This window comes from Saccharopolyspora sp. NPDC002376 (assembly GCF_053593195.1).
Genome location: NZ_JBSFBZ010000020.1, coordinates 14504 through 33276, shown reverse-complemented (window position 1 = coordinate 33276; position 18773 = coordinate 14504). Strand labels below are relative to the sequence as shown.

Annotated in this window: 18 protein-coding genes, 1 tRNA gene and 1 riboswitch; of the genes, 6 read left to right on the top strand and 13 right to left on the bottom strand. The window is 68.7% G+C overall.

The window, feature by feature from the left end; genetic code table 11:
- Nucleotides 1–41: 41 nt before the first annotated feature.
- Nucleotides 42–374, bottom strand: a complete 333-nt coding sequence (locus ACWCO2_RS15855; protein ID WP_450128460.1) for a hypothetical protein — start codon at nucleotides 372–374, stop codon at nucleotides 42–44.
- A 145-nt stretch (nucleotides 375–519) separates the two neighbouring features.
- A complete protein-coding gene (locus ACWCO2_RS15850; protein ID WP_450128459.1) occupies nucleotides 520–975 on the bottom strand; it encodes an Lrp/AsnC family transcriptional regulator in 456 nt (151 codons plus the stop codon).
- Nucleotides 976–1131: 156 nt separating this feature from the next.
- Between ACWCO2_RS15850 and ACWCO2_RS15845 the strand changes: the two genes are divergently transcribed.
- Nucleotides 1132–4557: an indolepyruvate ferredoxin oxidoreductase family protein gene (locus ACWCO2_RS15845; RefSeq protein WP_450128458.1), complete on the top strand. Its 3426-nt coding sequence runs from the start codon at nucleotides 1132–1134 to the stop codon at nucleotides 4555–4557.
- 82 nt (nucleotides 4558–4639) lie between these two features.
- Here the strand turns inward: ACWCO2_RS15845 and ACWCO2_RS15840 are convergent, their stop codons facing one another.
- The 3 genes from ACWCO2_RS15840 to ACWCO2_RS15830 form a co-directional block, all read right to left on the bottom strand.
- Nucleotides 4640–5092 (bottom strand): GreA/GreB family elongation factor, encoded by a 453-nt coding sequence (locus ACWCO2_RS15840; RefSeq protein WP_450128457.1) that lies wholly within the window; start codon nucleotides 5090–5092, stop codon nucleotides 4640–4642.
- A 70-nt stretch (nucleotides 5093–5162) separates the two neighbouring features.
- Nucleotides 5163–5897, bottom strand: coding sequence for a Clp protease N-terminal domain-containing protein (locus ACWCO2_RS15835; RefSeq protein ID WP_450128456.1), 735 nt, complete (start codon nucleotides 5895–5897; stop codon nucleotides 5163–5165).
- 49 nt (nucleotides 5898–5946) lie between these two features.
- A complete protein-coding gene (locus ACWCO2_RS15830) occupies nucleotides 5947–6255 on the bottom strand; it encodes a hypothetical protein (RefSeq protein WP_450128455.1) in 309 nt (102 codons plus the stop codon).
- A gap of 109 nt (nucleotides 6256–6364) precedes the next feature.
- Here ACWCO2_RS15830 and ACWCO2_RS15825 point away from each other — a divergent pair, with 109 nt between their 5' ends.
- Nucleotides 6365–6835 carry a YcxB family protein gene (locus ACWCO2_RS15825; protein WP_450128454.1) on the top strand — a complete coding sequence of 157 codons (471 nt, stop codon included), beginning with the start codon at nucleotides 6365–6367 and terminating at the stop codon, nucleotides 6833–6835.
- Here the strand turns inward: ACWCO2_RS15825 and ACWCO2_RS15820 are convergent.
- Complete coding sequence (locus ACWCO2_RS15820) at nucleotides 6804–8321, bottom strand: SDR family oxidoreductase (RefSeq protein ID WP_450128453.1); 1518 nt, start codon at nucleotides 8319–8321, stop codon at nucleotides 6804–6806. The two genes, ACWCO2_RS15825 and ACWCO2_RS15820, sit on opposite strands and share 32 nt — an antisense overlap.
- A 95-nt stretch (nucleotides 8322–8416) precedes the next feature.
- Between ACWCO2_RS15820 and ACWCO2_RS15815 the strand changes: the two genes are divergently transcribed.
- Both ACWCO2_RS15815 and ACWCO2_RS15810 read left to right on the top strand, forming a co-directional pair.
- Entirely contained in the window at nucleotides 8417–8533 is a 117-nt protein-coding gene (locus ACWCO2_RS15815; RefSeq protein ID WP_450128452.1) for a LuxR C-terminal-related transcriptional regulator, read from the top strand.
- Nucleotides 8534–8636: 103 nt separating this feature from the next.
- A complete protein-coding gene (locus ACWCO2_RS15810; protein ID WP_450128451.1) occupies nucleotides 8637–9995 on the top strand; it encodes a cryptochrome/photolyase family protein in 1359 nt (452 codons plus the stop codon).
- Between the two features lie 55 nt (nucleotides 9996–10050).
- Here the strand turns inward: ACWCO2_RS15810 and ACWCO2_RS15805 are convergent, their stop codons facing one another.
- From ACWCO2_RS15805 to ACWCO2_RS15790, 4 genes are all read right to left on the bottom strand, one after another.
- Nucleotides 10051–10491 carry a hypothetical protein gene (locus ACWCO2_RS15805; protein ID WP_450128450.1) on the bottom strand — a complete coding sequence of 147 codons (441 nt, stop codon included), beginning with the start codon at nucleotides 10489–10491 and terminating at the stop codon, nucleotides 10051–10053.
- A 27-nt stretch (nucleotides 10492–10518) separates the two neighbouring features.
- Nucleotides 10519–10593, bottom strand: a tRNA-Val gene (locus ACWCO2_RS15800).
- A 99-nt stretch (nucleotides 10594–10692) separates the two neighbouring features.
- Entirely contained in the window at nucleotides 10693–11157 is a 465-nt protein-coding gene (locus tag ACWCO2_RS15795) for a peroxiredoxin (protein WP_270952524.1), read from the bottom strand.
- A gap of 112 nt (nucleotides 11158–11269) precedes the next feature.
- On the bottom strand, nucleotides 11270–11704 hold the full coding sequence (locus ACWCO2_RS15790; protein ID WP_270952525.1) for a DUF3052 domain-containing protein: 435 nt from the start codon (nucleotides 11702–11704) through the stop codon (nucleotides 11270–11272).
- 295 nt (nucleotides 11705–11999) lie between these two features.
- Here ACWCO2_RS15790 and aceE point away from each other — a divergent pair, with 295 nt between their 5' ends.
- The gene (gene aceE, locus ACWCO2_RS15785; protein WP_450128449.1) at nucleotides 12000–14768 is read left to right on the top strand and encodes a pyruvate dehydrogenase (acetyl-transferring), homodimeric type; all 2769 of its coding nucleotides are present in this window, start codon (nucleotides 12000–12002) and stop codon (nucleotides 14766–14768) included.
- 202 nt (nucleotides 14769–14970) lie between these two features.
- Here the strand turns inward: aceE and ACWCO2_RS15780 are convergent, their stop codons facing one another.
- On the bottom strand, nucleotides 14971–16209 hold the full coding sequence (locus ACWCO2_RS15780; RefSeq protein WP_450128448.1) for a M14 family metallopeptidase: 1239 nt from the start codon (nucleotides 16207–16209) through the stop codon (nucleotides 14971–14973).
- A gap of 142 nt (nucleotides 16210–16351) precedes the next feature.
- Nucleotides 16352–16999 (bottom strand): nicotinamide mononucleotide transporter family protein, encoded by a 648-nt coding sequence (locus ACWCO2_RS15775; protein WP_450128447.1) that lies wholly within the window; start codon nucleotides 16997–16999, stop codon nucleotides 16352–16354.
- 94 nt (nucleotides 17000–17093) lie between these two features.
- Nucleotides 17094–17227, bottom strand: a riboswitch (FMN riboswitch).
- A gap of 180 nt (nucleotides 17228–17407) precedes the next feature.
- Here ACWCO2_RS15775 and ACWCO2_RS15770 point away from each other — a divergent pair.
- Nucleotides 17408–17641: a DUF3263 domain-containing protein gene (locus ACWCO2_RS15770; protein WP_450128446.1), complete on the top strand. Its 234-nt coding sequence runs from the start codon at nucleotides 17408–17410 to the stop codon at nucleotides 17639–17641.
- Between the two features lie 134 nt (nucleotides 17642–17775).
- On the opposite strand, the gene ACWCO2_RS15765 is transcribed toward ACWCO2_RS15770, so the two are convergent.
- Nucleotides 17776–18669: a peptidoglycan recognition protein family protein gene (locus tag ACWCO2_RS15765; protein WP_450128445.1), complete on the bottom strand. Its 894-nt coding sequence runs from the start codon at nucleotides 18667–18669 to the stop codon at nucleotides 17776–17778.
- Between the last annotated feature and the right edge of the window lie 104 nt (nucleotides 18670–18773).

Here is an 18773-nt window from a genome sequence, read left to right as displayed (position 1 = left end):
AACCTGGCAGCTCGAGGGCACTGGAAGTCAAGTCTGCGACGTCAGTTGCGCAGGTGCTCGCACTCGTCGGGTTCGGCGCGCAAGTCGTCGAGGGAGTGCCAGAAGCCGAGCGCCTCGGTCGTCAGCTCGAACGGACCAGCGCTCCACCGGTAGTCCGACCAGGAACTGCGCAGCAGGCCGACGGCCAAGGTAGCCAGCCCCCGCCGACGACACCGCCGGTCGACGCGAACGTGCTCGAGCACGACGACCCGGCAACCGTGGCAGACCCGCAGCTCCAACTCGCCCACGACGAGCCCGTCCAACCGGATCTCGACGCCCGGCGGCCCGGCGGGCAGCAGCGCCGGGACCGCGGCCAACTCCAGATCACCGAACATGCGCCCAGCATGTCGGTTCCGGGCGGGTTTGTCCTGCCGAAAACGATCAGCGCTGCCAGAGCCCGACTCACGAGCACTGACCGCACTCAGCCTCCAAGCCACGTATACGCAGGTCAAAACCCGTGAGCCCGGCCCCGGAAAAGGCTCACGGCCCCTTGACGCCGCGCTGCCAGGAGTCCAGGGCGATCAGCGTCTTGGTGCTGGTCACGCGGTGGCTGCGGCGGATCTCGTCGATGGTGCGCTGCAGGTGCGCCATGTCCCGGACCCGCAGCCAGACCAGCGCGTCCGGGTCACCGGCGATGGTGAACACCGCTTGCGCCTCCGGCATCCGGGTGGTCGTCTGGACGATGTCCTCCACCCCGCTGGTGCCGAGGAAGCGCAGCTCGATGAAGGCCTCCACCGCCCAGCCGAGCTTCGCGTGGTCGAGCTGGACGGTGTAGCCGAGGATCACGCCGAGCTCCTGCAGCCGGTCGATCCGCCGCTTCACCGCGGCCGTCGACAAGGTCACCCGCGTGGCGATGTCCGAAAGCGTGCGGCGAGCGTCCTCGCGCAGCAGCGCAAGGATTTCGTGATCCGTCGCATCGAGCGTCTGATCGGCCATGCGTAAGCATGCTACGCAAAATTCAGCGGCGCGGAAGGCACAGAACGACCGAAGTTTGCGCGGTCGTCACCGTTTCGGGTCGCAGTGTTGTGCGCCACACGGTTTTGGGCTGAAGTGGCGGCAATCACGACGCACCCCGGTGAGAAGGAGTTCGACATGGCCGCGTTCACGCTGGACGACCGCTACCTCCGGGACGCGGGCACGGTCTACGTGACCGGGGTGCAGGCCCTGGTGCGGATGCTGTTCGACCGGATCCGACTGGACCGCCGCGCGGGCTCCAACACCGCCGCGTTCGTCTCCGGCTACGAGGGTTCACCGCTGGCCGGGTTCGACCTGGAGCTGGCCCGCCGCGCGAAGCTGCTCGCCGAGCACGACGTGGTGCACCGCCCCGGCCTGAACGAGGAACTGGCCGCGACCTCGGTGCTGGGCAGCCAGCTCGCCGAGCGGCTCGGCACGCAGCGCCCGGACGGCGTCCTCGGCGTCTGGTACGGCAAGGCCCCCGGCCTGGACCGGGCCGGCGACGCCCTGCGGCACGCCAACATCGCCGGCACCGACCCCCGCGGCGGCGCGGTCGCGCTGGTCGGCGACGACCCGAACGCCAAGTCCTCCACTGTCCCAGCCCATTCCGAAGCCGCCCTCGCCGACCTGCAGATCCCGACGTTCTTCCCGGCGGATTCCCAAGACCTGCTGGACTTCGGGCGGCACGCGGTCGAGCTGTCGCGAGCGAGCGGCCTGTGGTCGGCGCTGAAGGTGGTCGCCAACGTCGCGGACGCGGCCGGGACCGCGGTCGTCGACCCGGACTGGACTCCGCCGGAAATGCGCCCGGAGGCCTACTCCCACCGCCCCAGCGCGCGACTGCTGGGCGCCGAGCTCGCCGGGTTGGAGAGCAGCCTGTACAACGTGCGGGTCCCGCTGGCGCTGGAATACCTGCGGGCCAGCGGCGTCAACCGGATCACGCACTCCAGCAGCTCGGACCGGATCGGCATCGTGACCGCCGGGAAGTCCTATTTGGACCTCCGCCAGGCGCTGCGCACCATCGGCCTCGACGAGCAGGACCTCGCGCACTTCGGCATCCGGGTGCTCAAGCTCGGCGCGATCCACCCGGTGGAGCCCACCATCATCCGGGAGTTCGCCGAGGGGCTGACCGAGATCGTGGTCGTCGAGGAGAAGCGGGCGTTCCTGGAGCCGGTGATCAAGGAGGTCCTCTACGGCCGCCCGGACGCGCCGCAGGTGCACGGCAAGAAGACGCCCGACGGCCGGACCCTGTTCACCGAGCTCGGCGAACTCGACCCGGACCGGATCGCCCGCGGCCTGGCCGACCGGCTGACCGCGCACGGCGAGGTCCCGCAGATCGACGCCTGGCGCCAGCGCCGCCGCCGCGAGCGGATCTCGGTCCCGTTGCTGGCCCGCACTCCGTACTTCTGCTCCGGCTGCCCGCACAACTCCTCGACCAAGGTGCCCGACGGGACCGTGGTGGGCGCGGGCATCGGCTGCCACACGATGGCGCTGTTCATGGAGCCCGACCAGGTCGGCGACGTCGTCGGCATCACGCAGATGGGCGGAGAGGGCGCGCAGTGGATCGGCATGGCTCCGTTCGTCAGCACCGAGCACTTCGTGCAGAACATCGGTGACGGCACCTTCACCCACTCCGGCAGCCTGGCGGTGCGCGCGGCGGCCGCGGCCGGCGTGAACATCACCTACAAGCTGCTGCACAACTCCGCGGTGGCGATGACCGGCGGGCAGGACGCGGTCGGCGCGCTGCCGGTCGGCAAGATCGCCGAACTCCTGCTGCTGGAAGGCGCTTCGAAGGTCGTCGTCACCAGCGACGCGCCAAAGCAGTTGAGCGGCAAGCTTCCTCGCGGCGTGACCGTCCGCCACCGCGACGAACTGCTTGACGCGCAAGCGGAACTGGCGAAGGTACCGGGCGTCACGGTGCTCATCCACGACCAGGAGTGCGCGGCGGAGAAGCGCCGCAAGCGCCGCCGCGGCAAGCAGGAGACCCCGGCGGAGAAGGTGCTGATCAACGAGCGGGTGTGCGAGGGCTGCGGGGACTGCGGCGCAAAGTCCAACTGCCTGTCGGTGCAGCCGGTGTCCACCGAGTTCGGCCGCAAGACCCAGATCCACCAGTCGTCCTGCAACGTCGACTACTCCTGCCTGTCCGGCGACTGCCCGTCGTTCCTGACCGTGGTGCCCAGCGGCCGCAAGCAGCGCCGCAAGATCAGCGAACTGCCCATCGGCGAGCTGCCCGAACCGCAGCGCGGCAACGACGACTTCACCGTCCGCATCACCGGTGTCGGCGGCACCGGCGTGGTCACGGTGACCCAGATCCTGGCCACCGCCGCGGTGATCGACGGCCGCCAGGTGCGCACCGTGGACCAGATCGGTCTCGCGCAGAAGGGCGGCGCGGTGGTCTCCGACCTCAAGATCACCTCCGAGACGATCGAGCAGGCGCCGAAGCTGGCCGCCGGTGAGTGCGACCTCTACCTGGGCTGCGACCTGCTGGTGGCCGCCGATCCGGTGCACCTGGCCGCAGCCGATGTGGACCGCACGACCGCGGTGGTGTCCACGACCGAGGTCCCGACCGGCCGGATGGTGGTGGACACCGAGGTCGCGTTCCCGCAGCAGTCCAGCATCCGCTCGACCCTCGACGACGCCACTGCCCGGGCGTACTACCTGGACGCGCGCGGCCTGGCGGAGGAACTGTTCGACGACGACCAGTTCGCCAACATCCTCCAGCTCGGCGCGGCGTACCAGTGCGGCACGCTGCAGTTGTCGGCCGAGAGCATCGAGCAGGCGATCGAGCTCAACGGCGCCGCGGTTGCGGCCAACATCCAGGCGTTCCGCCGCGGCCGCCAGGCCATCGCCGACCCGGACGCGCTGCAGGCCGAGATCACCCCGGCGCCGGTCGAAGCACCGGCGCCGAGCCCGGCCGCGCGACGGGTGCGAGCGAGGGTGAAGGCCGCCGAAGGGTCGGAACTGGCCCGCCTGCTGGACATCCGGATCCCGGACCTCGTCGACTACCAGGACGAGGAGTACGCCCGGAGCTACGCGGAGTTCGTCGAGCGGGTGCGGCGCGAGAGCACTTCCGCGGTGGCCGAGGCGGTGGCCCACAACCTGCACAAGCTGATGGCGTACAAGGACGAGTACGAGGTGGCCCGCTTGTCGCTGGACGAGCGTCTGCTGGCCGACATCGAAGCCCAGTTCGGCGCGGGTTCCCGCTACTCGTTCCGTCTGCACCCGCCGGTGCTGCGCGCGCTGGGCATGAACCGCAAGATCAGCCTCGGCCCGTGGTTCCGCCAGGTCCTCCGGCTGCTGCGCACGATGCGCAAGGTGCGCGGCACCCGTCTGGACCCGTTCGGCTACGCCAAGGTCCGCCGCGTGGAGCGCGAACTGGTCGAGCAGTACCGCGGTGTCATCGAGCAGGCCCTGGCCACCGACCACCCGGCCCTGCTGGAGCTGGCCGAGCTGCCGGACGTGATCCGCGGCTACGAGGACATCAAGCTGTCCAACGTGAAGGACTACCGCAAGAAGCAGACCGAACTGCTCAAGTCCCCGACGGCCGAGCGGGTCGGCGCGGTCTGACGCCGAAACCCCTGACGGTGTCAGGAAAGACTGCTGAAGAGGTCGAGGGCCTGGGTTCCGCGGAAACCAGGCCCTCGTCCGTTCAGTTCGGTCGGCGGATGCTGAGCACTTCGACCTCGGCTTGCCCGTCCGGCGTCGGATACCGGACCGTCTCGCCCTGCTGGCTGTGCACCAACGCCAGTCCCAGCGGGCTTTCGGAGGTCACCGTGATGTCCTCCTCACCGGCCAGGACTTCCTCGGGGATCGCCACGACCTTGTAGGTCTGCGTCGAACCGTCGGCCGAGCGCAGCACCACCTCGGTGCCCGGCGCCACGCCCTGCACATCGATCCCACCGGCCAGCAGGTTCTCCAGCTCGGCGATGCGGTCGTCGATCGTGACGATCTCGTCCCCGCCCTGCAACTCCTGCGAGGCGTCGCCGCTGTCGCCCGGCCCGGCGCTCTGCACCAGCTCGTCCACCAGCCGCTTCCGCCGCTCTCGCAGCGAGCGGATCTCCTCCGCCAACCGCTCCCGGGTGGTCGATTCCGCACCGCCCATCGCCGCTCCTCCCCCGAAGTTTCCGCAGCTCATGCTCAACTTCGCCGACCGGGAGCACAACTCGATCAGCTCACTCCGCGAGCTTCCCGGCGATCTCGGCCAGCGCGGCGGCGATGCTCCCCTCGCAAGCGGCCTTCTCGATCCCGAGCCCGGAGAGCACGCCGGCCCCGGCCTCGTTCTCCAGCAGCGCCAGAAGCACGTGCTCGGTCCCGATGTAGTTGTGCCCGAGCCGCAGGGCCTCCCGGAAGGTCAGCTCCAGCACCTTCTTCGCCGCACCGTCGAACGGAATGAGATGCGGCACCTCGTCGACCGGTTCCGGCAGCGCCCCGAGCATCTCCTGCCGGACGGCGTCGAGCGAAACGCCCTGCGCAACGATGGCCTTGGCGCCCAGCCCGTCGGATTCCGCGAGCAGCCCCAGCACCAAGTGCTCCGGCCGGATCTCGACGTTCCCGGCCTCGCGAGCCTCTTTCTGCGACAGCACCACGACGTTGCGAGCGCGCGGGGTGAACCGGCTGAACCCTTGACTCGGGTCGAGGTCGGAGATCTCGCCCGGCCCCTTCGGCACGAACCGCTTCTGCGCGGCCTGCTTGCTGACGCCCATGCTCTTGCCGATGTCGGTCCAGGAAGCCCCGGACCGCCGAGCCTGATCGACGAAGTGCCCGATCAGATGATCGGCGACCTCTCCGAGGTGCTCCCCAGCAACGACAGCGCTGGAAAGCTGCTCGAGCGCATCGCCGTGCACCTTCTTGATGGCGGCGATCAACTGGTCCAACGAAACGTGGTCGGAAATCTTCACCTCATCCATACGTCAACCATAGGTTGACGTTCATCTGCCGTCAACCGCAAGTTGACGATCACTCGGGAAGTCGCTCCCCCAACGCCCGGGCAAACGCAAGAGCCGCCGGATCAACGGGCTCCTGCTGAGCAGCCGACCTCAGCCAGCCGGCGAGCGGCGCCGCGAGAGCGGGCGAGAAAGCAGCGATCCACCGAGCGCTCTTGGCCCGAGCCTCGGCAACGTGCTCGGTCGACCCACCGCCGAGATCGGCGATCACCTCCGGCCGCGTGGCGAGCAACCCACCAACGCGCCAATCCCCACCGGTGGAAACGGCAGCAAGCCGCTCCAACGCCACCGCAACCTCGACGAGCTCATCCCGCTGCCCCATACCCACATCATCCGCACACCCCGGCCCACCCCCGCACCACCCGGTCGGAACGCACTTGCATCCAGCGAAACTTGCGCTGCCGATCCCAAGCAGGCCCTAGGCTCCACTGATGCAGATCTCGACCTCGGTGCCCTACGACGAGCAGTGCCTGCGTCCCACCTTGCGCTTCCTCGTCAACCGCCAGATGAAGCCCTTCCGCATCCTGGGCGTGGTCTTCCTCGTTCTGGGCGCCGCGATAATCGCGCTCGACCCGACGTCATCCGCCGGATACGGCTTCATCGGCGGCGGCCTGGCGCTGTTGTTCGCGGTCGTCCCGATCATGGTGGCCTCGGGCATGCGCCTCCAGTCCGAAGTGACCAAACAGGGCTATCACCTGTCCCTGACCGACGAATGGGTCCAGATCACCTACCCCCTGGCGGAATCCCGCTTCCGCTGGCAAGGCCTGAACCGAGTAATCGAAACCTCAGAAGCCTGGTACGCGATGTTCGGCAAAGCCCAAGCCCTGACAATCCCCAAAAACGCCCTGACCCCAGAACAGCAGTCGGAGTTCACCGCTTTCGCAGCGAACCTGCCGAAGTAGCGGCGCTGCTCGACGATCCGCTTCCGTTGGCAGCGCTGAGAATCCTGCGCACCATGCCGCCGAAGACCAACCCGTGGAACGGCGCCACCGCCCACCAGTAGAGGTGCCCCAGCAGCCCGCGCGGGATGAACACCGCACGCTGCCGGTAGCATGCACCGCCCTCTGCAGGTTCGACGGACAACTCCAGCCAAGCCCTGCCCGGCACCTTCATCTCGGCGCGCAACCGGAGGAAACGTCCCTCCACCAACTCCTCGACCCGCCACCAGTCCAGTGCGTCACCGATGCGCAGCCGATGCGGATCACGCCGTCCGCGACGGAGCCCGACCCCGCCCAGCAGCCGGTCGATCCACCCCCGAACCGCCCAGGCCAGCGGGAACGAATACCACCCGTTGCGGCCGCCGATGCCTTCGACGACGCGCCAGAGCGCTTCCGGAGACGCGCTGGTGATGCGCTCGCGCACGTCCCGGTAGACGGTGCCGCCGGCCCACTCGGGGTCGGACGGGATCGGCTCCCACGGGGCGCTGACCGGCGACGCGTCCGACCACCGCGTCTCCACTTCGCCGCGCTGGATCTTGCGCAACGCCAACGCGACCGCGTCCCGGAAGCTGGTCGGCCCGCTCTCGGGAGGCGCGATGTGGTCGTCGATGTCGTGCTCGGCGCAGATCGCCTCGTTGATCAGCGATTCGATGAGCGGCATGCCGATGCTGCGCGGCACCGGGGTCACGATGTTGATCCACAGCGAGCTGAGCTTCGGCGACAGAACCCGGACCGGCACCATCAGCCGCCGCGGCAGTCCGGCCACCGCGGCGTAGGTGCGCATCATCTGCGCGTAGGTGAGGACGTCCGGGCCTCCGATGTCGAAGGACCGGTTGACGTCGGAGGGCAGGTCCGCCGCTTCGACCAGGTAGTGCAGCACGTCGCGCACGGCGATCGGCTGGACCCGGTTGCTCACCCACCGCGGCGTGACCATCGCAGGCAGCCGCTCGGTGAGGTACCGCAACATCTCGAAGCTGGCCGAGCCGGATCCGATGATCACCGCTGCCTGCAGGACCGCAGTCGGCACACCGCTGCGCAGCAGCGTCTCCCCCACCTCGGCCCGCGACCGCAGGTGCTCCGACAACTGCCCGGAAGCGGGATGCACGCCCCCGAGGTAGACGATCCGCGACACCCCGGCCTGCTGCGCAGCGCGGCCCGCGACGTTCGCCGCGCGCCGGTCCAGATCGCCGAACCCCTTCTGCTGCAAGGAATGCACCAGGTAGTACAGGACGTCCACGCCCTCGCAAGCGTCCCGCACCGCATCGGCGTCGAGCAGGTCTCCCCGCACCACCTCGACCTGGTCGCGCCACGGCACGTCGCGGAGCTTCTCCGGCGTCCGGACCAAGCAGCGCACCCGGTGCCCGCCGGCGAGCAACCGCGGCACGAGCCGCCCACCCACGTAACCAGTAGCACCGGTCACCAAGCACAACTTCGAACCCTCAGTCCCCATCCGCGCCGGATACCCGAATTCCGCACTGGCCACGCAGAACCCGTTCCACGATCGGGTTGAAAATCTTCGCCCCGAGCGGAAACCGTCCGCGACCTGTGGACGAACAGGAGGTCGCCGCTGAGCTGTCCCTGGCGCTCGGCACGGTCAAGACCCACCTCGGGAGGATCCAGGACGAGCTGCTCCTGCGGAACAGGGTCGAGATCGCGGCCTGAGTGCGGGAGCACGGCATCGTCGCTTGTACCAGCGCGGCGCGCGGTCCGCAGCTTCGCCGACTGATAGCGTCGACCGAATTCCCGTGAGACGAGGGCGAAATCATTGCGCACCGCGATCTGCCTGTTCACCCGCGACCTCCGGGTCCACGACAACCCGGTCCTGCAGCACGCCGCACGGGCTGATCGAGTGGTCCCCCTGTTCGTGCTCGACGAAGCAGTGCTCCGGGGGCCCTTCACCCGGCCGAACCGCACCGCTTTCCTGCTGGACTGCCTCCGAGATCTCCGCAGTTCACTCGGTGAGCTAGGCGGCGGTTTGGTCCTGCGAAACGGCAATCCCGCGACCGAAGTCGCGAATCTGGCGGACGAGGTCGGTGCGACCGAAGTCCACGTGGCCGCAGACGTCAGCGCCTACGCGCACACCCGCGAGGACAGCCTGCGGCACGCCCTGAGCACCCGCGATTGCGCACTGCACGTCCACGACGCCGTGGTGACCGCGCAGCCATCGGGCGACATCGTCCCGGGCGGCAAGGACCACTTCGCCGTGTTCACCCCGTACTTCCGCCGCTGGGCCGCAGCGCCCCTACGGCCGACCGCGGCCGTGCCGGAGGCGTTGCGGATGCCGCGGCTGCGGACGGGGAAGCTGCCCGCCCGCGAGGAGCTCTGCGCCGGCGAGCTGTCGCCGGAGCTGCCGACCGGCGGGGAGTCCGCAGGCCGGCGGCGCGTGCAGCAGTGGTTCGCCGAGGGGATCGCGGATTACGAGCGCGGGCACGACGACCTCGCAGGCGACGCGACGTCACGGCTGTCGCCGTACCTGCACTTCGGCTGCGTGTCCCCGGTCGAACTCGTGAACCGCGCCGGGAACAGCGAACCCGAGCGCGCGTTCGTCCGCCAACTCGCCTGGCGGGACTTCCACCACCAGGTGCTCGCCGCCCGCCCCGCCTCCGGCCACCGCGACTACCGCCCGAGGGGCGATCGGTGGCGCGACGATCCGGAGGCCTTCCGAGCGTGGTGCGACGGCCGCACCGGCATCCCGATCGTCGACGCCGGAATGCGCCAGCTCGCGGCGGAGGGCTGGATGCACAACAGAGCGCGGATGATCACGGCCGGCTTCCTGGCGAAGACGCTCCACCTCGACTGGCGCCTCGGCGCCCAGCACTTCCTCGACCTGCTGGTGGACGGCGACATCGCCAACAACACCATGAACTGGCAGTGGATGGCGGGCACCGGAACCGACACCCGCCCCAACCGCGTCCTCAACCCGGTGCGCCAAGCCGAACGGTACGACCCGGCCGGCGAGTACATCCGCCGCTACGTGCCAGAACTGCGCGACCTGCCCGCGAAAGCCCTGCACGACCCGAAGCGCATCGACCCCTCTGACCTCGACCGGCTCGGCTACCCCGCCCCAATCGTCGACGTCAACGCGGCCAACGCCCAGTTCCGCACCAACCGCGAAAAACCGTGACGGTCAGTCCAACACGACGATCGGCAAGCCCGGAAAATCTCAAAACAAGCGGCTGTCAGAGGTGATCGCTGTTCGCCATCGGTGCGGGAAGACCGCGCGCCCGACGCTGGCGCGCTGCAACCGCAGCACGAATGACGAGGATGAGGCACCACGACCACAGCGCCCCTACCAAGATCAGCGGAAACACGAATAGCGCGCCTTCACCGGCCTCGGCGTTCACCGCCATGCCGATGAAGAGCCCCAACAAGGCGGTCAACATCCCGAACAAGAGCAGGATCCCGCCGGGGGAGAAGACCGCACGCGACGAACTCGTCCGAGACCAGGCCAACCCCGCCTCGGATTTCGTGTAGATCCGCAATTGCCGATCCGTCACGCCCCGCAAAGCCCGAACGTCGTCACCCCGTGCGCGCCGCGCAGCGGCTTCGTCCAAGATCGCCTGGTCGCGCTGTTGCTGAAGGGTGAGCACAGGCCGCACCCGGGGCTGATCCACCACCATCACCGCTGGGTTCGGGTCCTGTGCGATTGGTGGGCGCAGTAGGGTTCGAACCTACGACCCCTTGCTTGTAAGGCAAGTGCTCTTCCGCTGAGCTATGCGCCCTGGGTGGTGGCCGGGCCGGGGGCTCGGCTGATCACCGCCGACACCTTACCCGTGGGGCTGGGCGATCCGGACACCCGGTCGGCCACCTCCAGCGCTGGATCAGGCCGTGAGTTCGGCCAGAGCCTTCTTCCAGACGTTCTGGTCGCGGGCCTCGCCCGGCTGGTTCACCTCGGCGAAGCGGACCTTGCCCTCGGTGTCGATCAGGAACGTGCCGCGGTTGGCCATGCCGGCCGCCTCGTTGAACACGCCGTAGGCCTTGGCGATCTCGCCGTGCGGCCAGAAGTCCGACAGCAGCGGGAAGGTGTAGCCCTCCTTGTCCGCCCACGCCTTCAGCGCGAACGGGGAGTCGACCGACACGCCGAGCACCTGGACGTCGTCGTTCTGGAAATCGCTGAGGTCGTCCCGGACCTGGCAGAGCTCGCCCTGGCAGACTCCGCTGAACGCGAACGGGTAGAAGACCAGCAGGACGTTCTTCTTGCCGCGGAAGTCGGCCAGCGAGACCTTCTCCTTGTTGTAGTCCGGCAGAGTGAAGTCCGGCGCCTGCGCACCGACCTCGACCGTCATGGGCGCACCCTCCTGTTCGACGTGACCTTGTCATCGCCGAACCTACACCGATCAGACGCACGTGGGCACCAATGGAGTCCATCGGCGCCCACGTGCTGGAACTCGTCGATCGTCAGCGCTTGGCCTTGCTCGACCGGTAGGCCAGTCTGGTGGCCTTCCAGCTGTCGCTGACGGTCACGTTGGCCGTCTGGGCCAGGTTCGCCGTCGACGCAGCCTCCGTGATGTCGGCCGGGTCGACCGATCCATCCCGGCCGGTCTTCGGGGTCAGCACCCAGATGACCCCATCGTCGGACAGCGGCGTCATGACGTCGAGAAGCGTGTCCGTCAGGTCGCCGTCGTCTTCGCGCCACCACAGCAGCACGACATCGACCACTTCGTCGGCATCCTCGTCGAGGAGTTCGCTCCCGCAACGCTCCTCGATCGCGGCCCGGACATCATCGTCGACATCCTCTTCCCAGCCGATTTCCTGAACAACCATCTCGGGCTCGATGTCGAGCCTCTCGGCGACGTCGGCTTCGCCTTTACCGGCGTCTCCCGCGGCGACCACGGTTTGCTCACTCCTCCAATGCGCAGGTGCGACACCCACATGGTGCCGCACGTCTTCCAGATATGGCCGATAGCGAACACTGCCAACCGCCATCGGCGCAACTGCTGGCGGCGCGACACGCCGCAGCAGCGGTCAGGCCATGACTGTAGACCTGGAAATCCACCACCAAAAGCCTGGTTCGCGGCACGGCCGCCGCAGGCGTGCGCATCGGTGGCCGAAATGGGGGACGATGACAGTGTTCGAAGTCACTGTTCGAACACCCCGCCACCGCCACGACGCAGTCGAGGAGTTCCCTTTGTCCCCGCTCAACAACGACTCCGGTGCCGTCCCCACCCAGCGGGTTCGGGTCATCCGGGACGGTCTCGCCTCCCACCTGCCGGACATCGATCCGGAGGAGACCCAGGAGTGGCTGCAGTCCTTCGACTCGGTGCTGTCGGGCCACGGGCAGCAACGGGCGCGCTACCTGATGCTCCGGCTGCTGCAGCGAGCCCGCGAGAGCGGCGTCGGCGTCCCGTCGCTGACCAGCACCGACTACGTCAACAGCATCGCCACCGAGCAGGAACCGTGGTTCCCCGGCGACGAGGAGACCGAACGCCGCTACCGGGCCTGGATGCGGTGGAACGCGGCGATGATGGTGCACCGCGCGCAGCGGCCGGGTGTTGGCGTGGGCGGCCACATCTCGTCGTTCGCGTCCTCGGCCAGCCTCTACGAGGTCGGGTTCAACTGGTTCTTCCGCGGCAAGGACCACCCGGGCGGCGGTGACCACCTCTACATCCAGGGCCACGCCTCCCCCGGCATCTACGCCCGCGCCTTCCTCGAAGGCCGGCTGTCCGCCGATCAGCTCGACGGATTCCGCCAGGAGTACTCGCACGCCGGTCCGGGCGGCGGATTGCCGTCCTACCCGCACCCTCGGCTGATGCAGGACTTCTGGGAGTTCCCCACCGTTTCCATGGGCCTGGGCCCGATGAACGCGATCTACCAGGCCCGGTTCGACCGCTACCTGCACGATCGCGGCATCAAGGACACCAGCCAGCAGCGGGTGTGGGCGTTCCTCGGCGACGGCGAGATGAACGAACCCGAATCGCGCGGACTGCTCCAGGTGGCCGCCAACGACGGGCTGGACAACCTCACCTTCGTGATCAACTGCAACCTGCAGCAGCTGGACGGGCCGGTGCGCGGCAACGGCAAGATCATCCAGGAGCTGGAGGCGTTCTTCCGCGGCGCCGGGTGGAACGTGATCAAGGTGATCTGGGGCCGCGAGTGGGACGCGCTGCTGCACGCCGACCGCGACGGCGCGCTGGTCAACCTGATGAACACCACCCCGGACGGCGACTACCAGACCTACAAGGCCAACGACGGGGCGTTCGTCCGGGAGCACTTCTTCGGTCGCGATCCGCGCACCAAGGACATGGTCAAGCACCTCTCCGATGACGAAATCTGGGGCCTGCGCCGCGGCGGGCACGACTACCGCAAGATCTACGCGGCCTACAAGGCGGCCACCGAGCACCACGGCCAGCCGACCGTCATCCTGGCCAAGACGATCAAGGGCTACGGCCTCGGCCCGCACTTCGAGGGCCGCAACGCCACCCACCAGATGAAGAAGCTGACCCTGGACGACCTGAAGCTGTTCCGGGACAGCTTGCGGATCCCGATCTCCGACGACCAGCTCGACCCCTACCTGCCGCCGTACTACCACCCCGGCAAGAAGTCGCCGGAGGTCCAGTACCTGCAGGACCGGCGTCGTCAGCTGGGCGGGTACCTGCCGGAGCGGCGGGTCAAGTCCAAGCCGCTGGTGCTGCCCGGCGACAAGGTCTACGAGGTGATCAAGCGGGGTTCGGGCAAGCAGGAGGTCGCCACCACGATGGCGTTCGTCCGGCTGCTCAAGGACCTCGCCAAGGACCCCGAGATCGGGCCGCGGATCGTGCCGATCATCCCGGACGAGGCGCGGACGTTCGGCATGGACTCGATGTTCCCGTTGCAGAAGATCTACAACCCGCTCGGCCAGCTCTACACGCCGGTGGACTACCAGCTGATGCTGGCCTACCGGGAGAGCGAGCAGGGGCAGATCCTGCACGAGGGCATCAACGAGGCCGGGTCGACCTCGTCGTTCACCGCGGCGGGCACCAGCTACGCCACGCACGGCGAGCCGATGATCCCGATCTACATCTTCTACTCGATGTTCGGCTTCCAACGCACCGGTGACGGATTCTGGGCCGCCGCCGACCAGATGGCCCGCGGGTTCGTGCTCGGCGCGACTGCCGGGCGAACCACGCTGACCGGTGAGGGCCTGCAGCACGCCGACGGGCACTCGCATCTGATCGCGGCGACGAACCCGGCGGTGGTCGCCTACGACCCGGCGTGGGCGTTCGAGGTGGCGCACATCGTCAAGGACGGCCTGCGGCGGATGTACGGCGAGGACGCCGAGAACGTCTTCTACTACCTGACCATCTACAACGAGCCGTACCAGCAGCCGGCCGAGCCGTCCGGTCTGGACGTCGACGGGCTGCTGCGCGGCCTGTACCGCTACCAGGTCGCTCCCGGCGGGGCGGGACCGAAGGCCCAGATCCTCACCTCGGGCGTGACCATGCCGCTGGCGCTGAAGGCGCAGCAGATGCTCGCCGAGGAGTGGGGCGTGCAGGCCGATGTGTGGTCGGCGACGTCCTGGTCGCAGCTGCGGCGCGAAGCCGAGGCCGCGGACCGGCACAACCTGCTGCACCCGGAGGCCGAACCGCAGGTGCCGCACGTGACGCGAGCGCTGTCGCAGGCCGAAGGGCCGGTCGTCGCGGTCAGCGACTGGATGCGCGCGGTGCCGGACCTGATCCGGCCGTGGGTGCCGGGCCACATGGTGAGCCTGGGCGCGGACGGGTTCGGGTTCTCCGACACCCGCCCGGCCGCGCGACGGGTGTTCCTGGTCGACGCGGAGTCCACTGTGGTCGCGACGCTGGCCGCACTGGCGCGCGTCGGCCAGGTGGACAAGTCCGAGGTGGTCGAGGCGACCCGCCGCTACCGCCTGGACGACGTCAAGGCCGCCGGACCGCAGACGTCGGACTCCGGCGTCGCCTGATCGAGTTCGAGGGCCCCTCCGACCGGCTGAGCCGGTCGGAGGGACGTCGGTGCCACCGCTACCGCACGGCGGATAGAGGCGGCGGTGGAAGCCGCCTATGCCGAAGGTGCCGTCCGACTGCGTCCGGACGGCACCCCCGAATGCGGCACCGAAGGTGCCACCAAAGCCGTCATCGACCGGCTCTGACGGAACATCGACCGGCTCAGCAGGACACCGGTTGTCCTTCGGCGATGTGGAACTGTGCGCGGGAGTCGAGCAGCAGGGCGACCAGCGAGCGGGCCTCTTGGCGCATCAGCACCACTCGCCCGCCGTCCGGGCTGGGCGTGCTGCGCACGCCGTGCAGGTCGAGCTTGTCGCGCACCGCACCAAACTGGTCAGCCGTCAGGCGGTACGCGCACGGCGGGTTCTCGTCGACCTGGCCCGGAGGCTCGTTGTCCGCACCGCTGAAGTAGATCGGCCCCTGGTCGCGCAGACCGGCTTGCCGGGCATGGGCGGTCGCGGTCGCGATCTCGCCGCGGCGCTCGGACATCATCCGCAGCGTGGCCGCGACCCCGGCGAGTTGGGAGTCGACGCGGCGGCGGTTGTTCACCGCCGGATCGGCCTTCTCCTCGTCGGTCAGCGGGTCGACACGGGTCTCCACCAGCAGACCGAGGGCGTTCTTGACGCCTATGGTGTTGCGCAAGATCCGCTCCTGCCCGTCGCCGGCGACCTGCTCGATCGGCTCACCGGTCTCCGGGTCCGTCCAGATGCCGTAGATGCCGGTGGAGAACCCGGCGTCCTCGACCGCGGGCCGGACGTACTCCTCGGACAACCTCTCCGACTCACCGTGCACGCCTTCGGCGGCGTTGAGGTTGCGCGGCCACAGCGCGAGGAAGTCCTTCACGTAGTACGGCGGTTTGGCGCCGTATTCGTGCAGGTCGTGCAGCACATCGGGTCGCTCGTCGCGGATCACCTCCGCCACGGCCTGCGCTTCCAGCGAGTCCAACGCGATGTGGTCGCGGTTGATGTCCACGCCATCGGCGTTGCCGCGGGTGTTGGCGACGTTGCCGTCCGGGTTGACGTTCGGCACGAACAGGACGCTCGTCGTGCTCAGGAACTTGCGCACCTCCGGGTCTTCGGACAAACCGAGATCGCGGATGGTGCTCAGGCAGGCCTCACGACCGGAGGGCTCGTTGCCGTGCTGCGAACAGGTGAACAGCACTGCGGCGCGCGCTCCCGGGGCGCCGACGTGGACCAGCCGCAGCGGGCGGTCCTGCGAGGTCTTGCCGATCTGCTCGACCGAAACCTGCTTGCTGGCCTCGTCAACGGCCTGCAGGAACTCGGTCTCCTCCTCCGGTGTCGTCCACCGGCTGCCATCGGTCTGCTCGAAACCCGTTGTCGGTGCAGCGGTCCGCTCCAGCGCGGACGCCATCGGCGTCACCAGCAGAGCACTGACCGCCATCGGAACTACCGCGCTGCGCGCGAGACGCCCCATTTCGACCCCTCTCGGCGATGTGCGACCACCTCGCATCCACCATCGCCGAACATCGGAAGTCAAGCGGTGAAGGCACCTTCGAGTAACCCAGACGGTGCCCTTCGCCACGTCAGACCTCGACGGCGACGCTCTGCTGAGCGCGCTGCACGCGGGCCGTGCGGTTCCAGCTCCACCAGCCGTGGATCACAAGGGCCGCGAAGATCACGTAGATCGCCGCGCTGAAGTGCAGGCCGGACGCGATCTGCAGCGGGACGCCCACCGCGTCCACGGCCAACCAGACCAGCCAGAACTCGACGAGACCGCGGCCCTGCGCCCAGAACGCGACCAGGGTGCCGATGAAGATCCAGGAGTCCGGCCACGGCGCCCACGAGGCCTCCAGCGCGGACAGCAGCAGCGCGAACGCGGATGTGCCGATGGCCAGCGCGCCGACCAGCACGAGCCGCTCCACAGCGGAGGCCTTGCGCACCACGACGCCGAAGACGGGGTCGCTGCGGCGGTTCCACGCCCACCAGCCGTAGACGGAGATCAGCAGGATCATCACCTGCCGGATGGCCAACCCGCCCAGGTGCGCCGAGGCGTAGACGGCGAACAGCAGCACCGTCGCCGAGACCTGCACCGGCCAGGTCGCCAGTGTCCTGCGCTGGGCGAGGAAGACCACTGCCAGAGCGCACAGCTGCCCGACGAGTTCCGCCCACGAGATCTGCTGGCCCAGCACGGTGATCCCGTTGCCTAGCACCCATTCCGCGACAGTCTGCACGCCCGCTCCTCCCACCAGCGACGTGCACACCGGGGTATGCGGGCAGCCCGGAGCGGACACCTGTCGACACCGACAGTCCTACCCCGGTCAACCCGTGCGCTGCCTCTCATCCGGACTTTCACCGTCGGTTCCGGAGTTCCACCGGATCGGCCGACACCTCGCTGGGCGAGACGCCGGTTCGCGGACTGTTACCGCCGGTTCGGATTTTCACCGAGCCCCGGAGCGCACGACTTCGTTCGTTCTGCGCAACATCGTGCGCCTGCTGATCTGTTCCTGCGCCAATACGTGGGCCGCATCACACCAACTCCTGGCACGGAAACGACGGTGTGAGCAACGCCTCGGATGGCCGATCGAACAGGCGTGCAGTCGCCGGTAGACTCGATCACCAGCTCGAGGAGGGGACGCTGGATGAATGACACCGATCACGCCATCCTCAAGTTCGAGCTCGAGCACTGGCAGTACCAGGGCAACAAGGAACGGGTCATTCAGGAGCGCTTCGGGTTCTCCCCGAACCGCTACTACCAGCGGCTGAACCGGCTGCTGGACGAACCCGAAGCCCTGAAGCAGCAGCCCGCGCTGGTCAAGCGCCTGCTGGATCAACGCGACAAGCGCGCCCAACGCCGCACAGTCCGGGACGCCTGATCCGCTGGGCGGCTCCCAAATTTCCCTAAAATTGGAGACCTGCCGCAACGACCGGCGGAGCGTCCAGGGGTCTTCCGAATTTCCCTGAACTTGGGCGGCTGATCGCCTCGGCGGGCCGCTTCTGCACCGGATTCCTACTGCTGGGGTTGCTGGGCAGCGTGCTGTTCCGGGGTGAGCTGGCGGTCTTGCTGGATTCGGACCAGCTCCGCCAACAGCGGTGCTGCCTGCTCCGGCGGCATCGCCTGGAACGCCTTCTTGATCGCCTCCGGGTCCGCGGCACCCGCCTGCCCCGGGATCTCCGGTGCTTGCTGCTTGGCCACCACGGTGTTCACCAGATCGACGAGCATCGCGACGACGGTGCGCGGCCCGACCTCGGTGTGCCAGCCCTGGATCTCGCCGTTCGGTCCGCGCGGGCCGAGCAGCTCCTGCTCCAGTCGTCGGAGGATCGCGTCCTGGTTCGGGGTCATCTGGTCCTCCCGGTCCTTGTTCCCGAGATCGGCGCGGAACCGGTCCATGTCGACGTGACCGGGGTCGATCTTGCCGGTGACGCTGGTTTCCTTGTGGCCGCGCGCGGCGTCCATCGGGCGGCCCAGGTGATCGAGCACCGCGCGGGTCGCCTTCAGCGCCGCCGAGTACTGCTCGGGGCTCGGCCCCTGGTCAACGCCGTCGTAGTCCCACTCGAAGCCGACGTAGAGGGTGTTGCCGTCGCCTTCCGGGTTGGGGCCGGAGGCCTTCGCCTCGCCCGCGTGGTTGGCGCGGCCGGCGGCGATCATGTGCACCACCCCGTCGAAGCCGATCACCGCGTGGCAGAGCGGTCCGGCGAGGTCGGGGCGGCCGTCGATGCAGAGTTGAACGCTGGGTGCTGGGTCTTCACGAGAAGCAGGCGTGGCGGTGTGGTGCTCGAGCACGCCGACCGGTGCTGGCTGCGGCCCCGAGGTGGCGGTGCGCTCCCGCCAGCCGTCGGTTTCGACCACCGTCAGCCCGGCCGCGCGCAGCGCGTCCGCCAGCCAGACGAGGGGCAATGCCAACCTGATCACTCTCCTGGCTTGATCTGTTCCCCCATGGTGTCGCCATCGAATCCGAGCGACCACGGCCAAGTGCGTGAAAATGGTCGAGACCCACCCAACGGGTG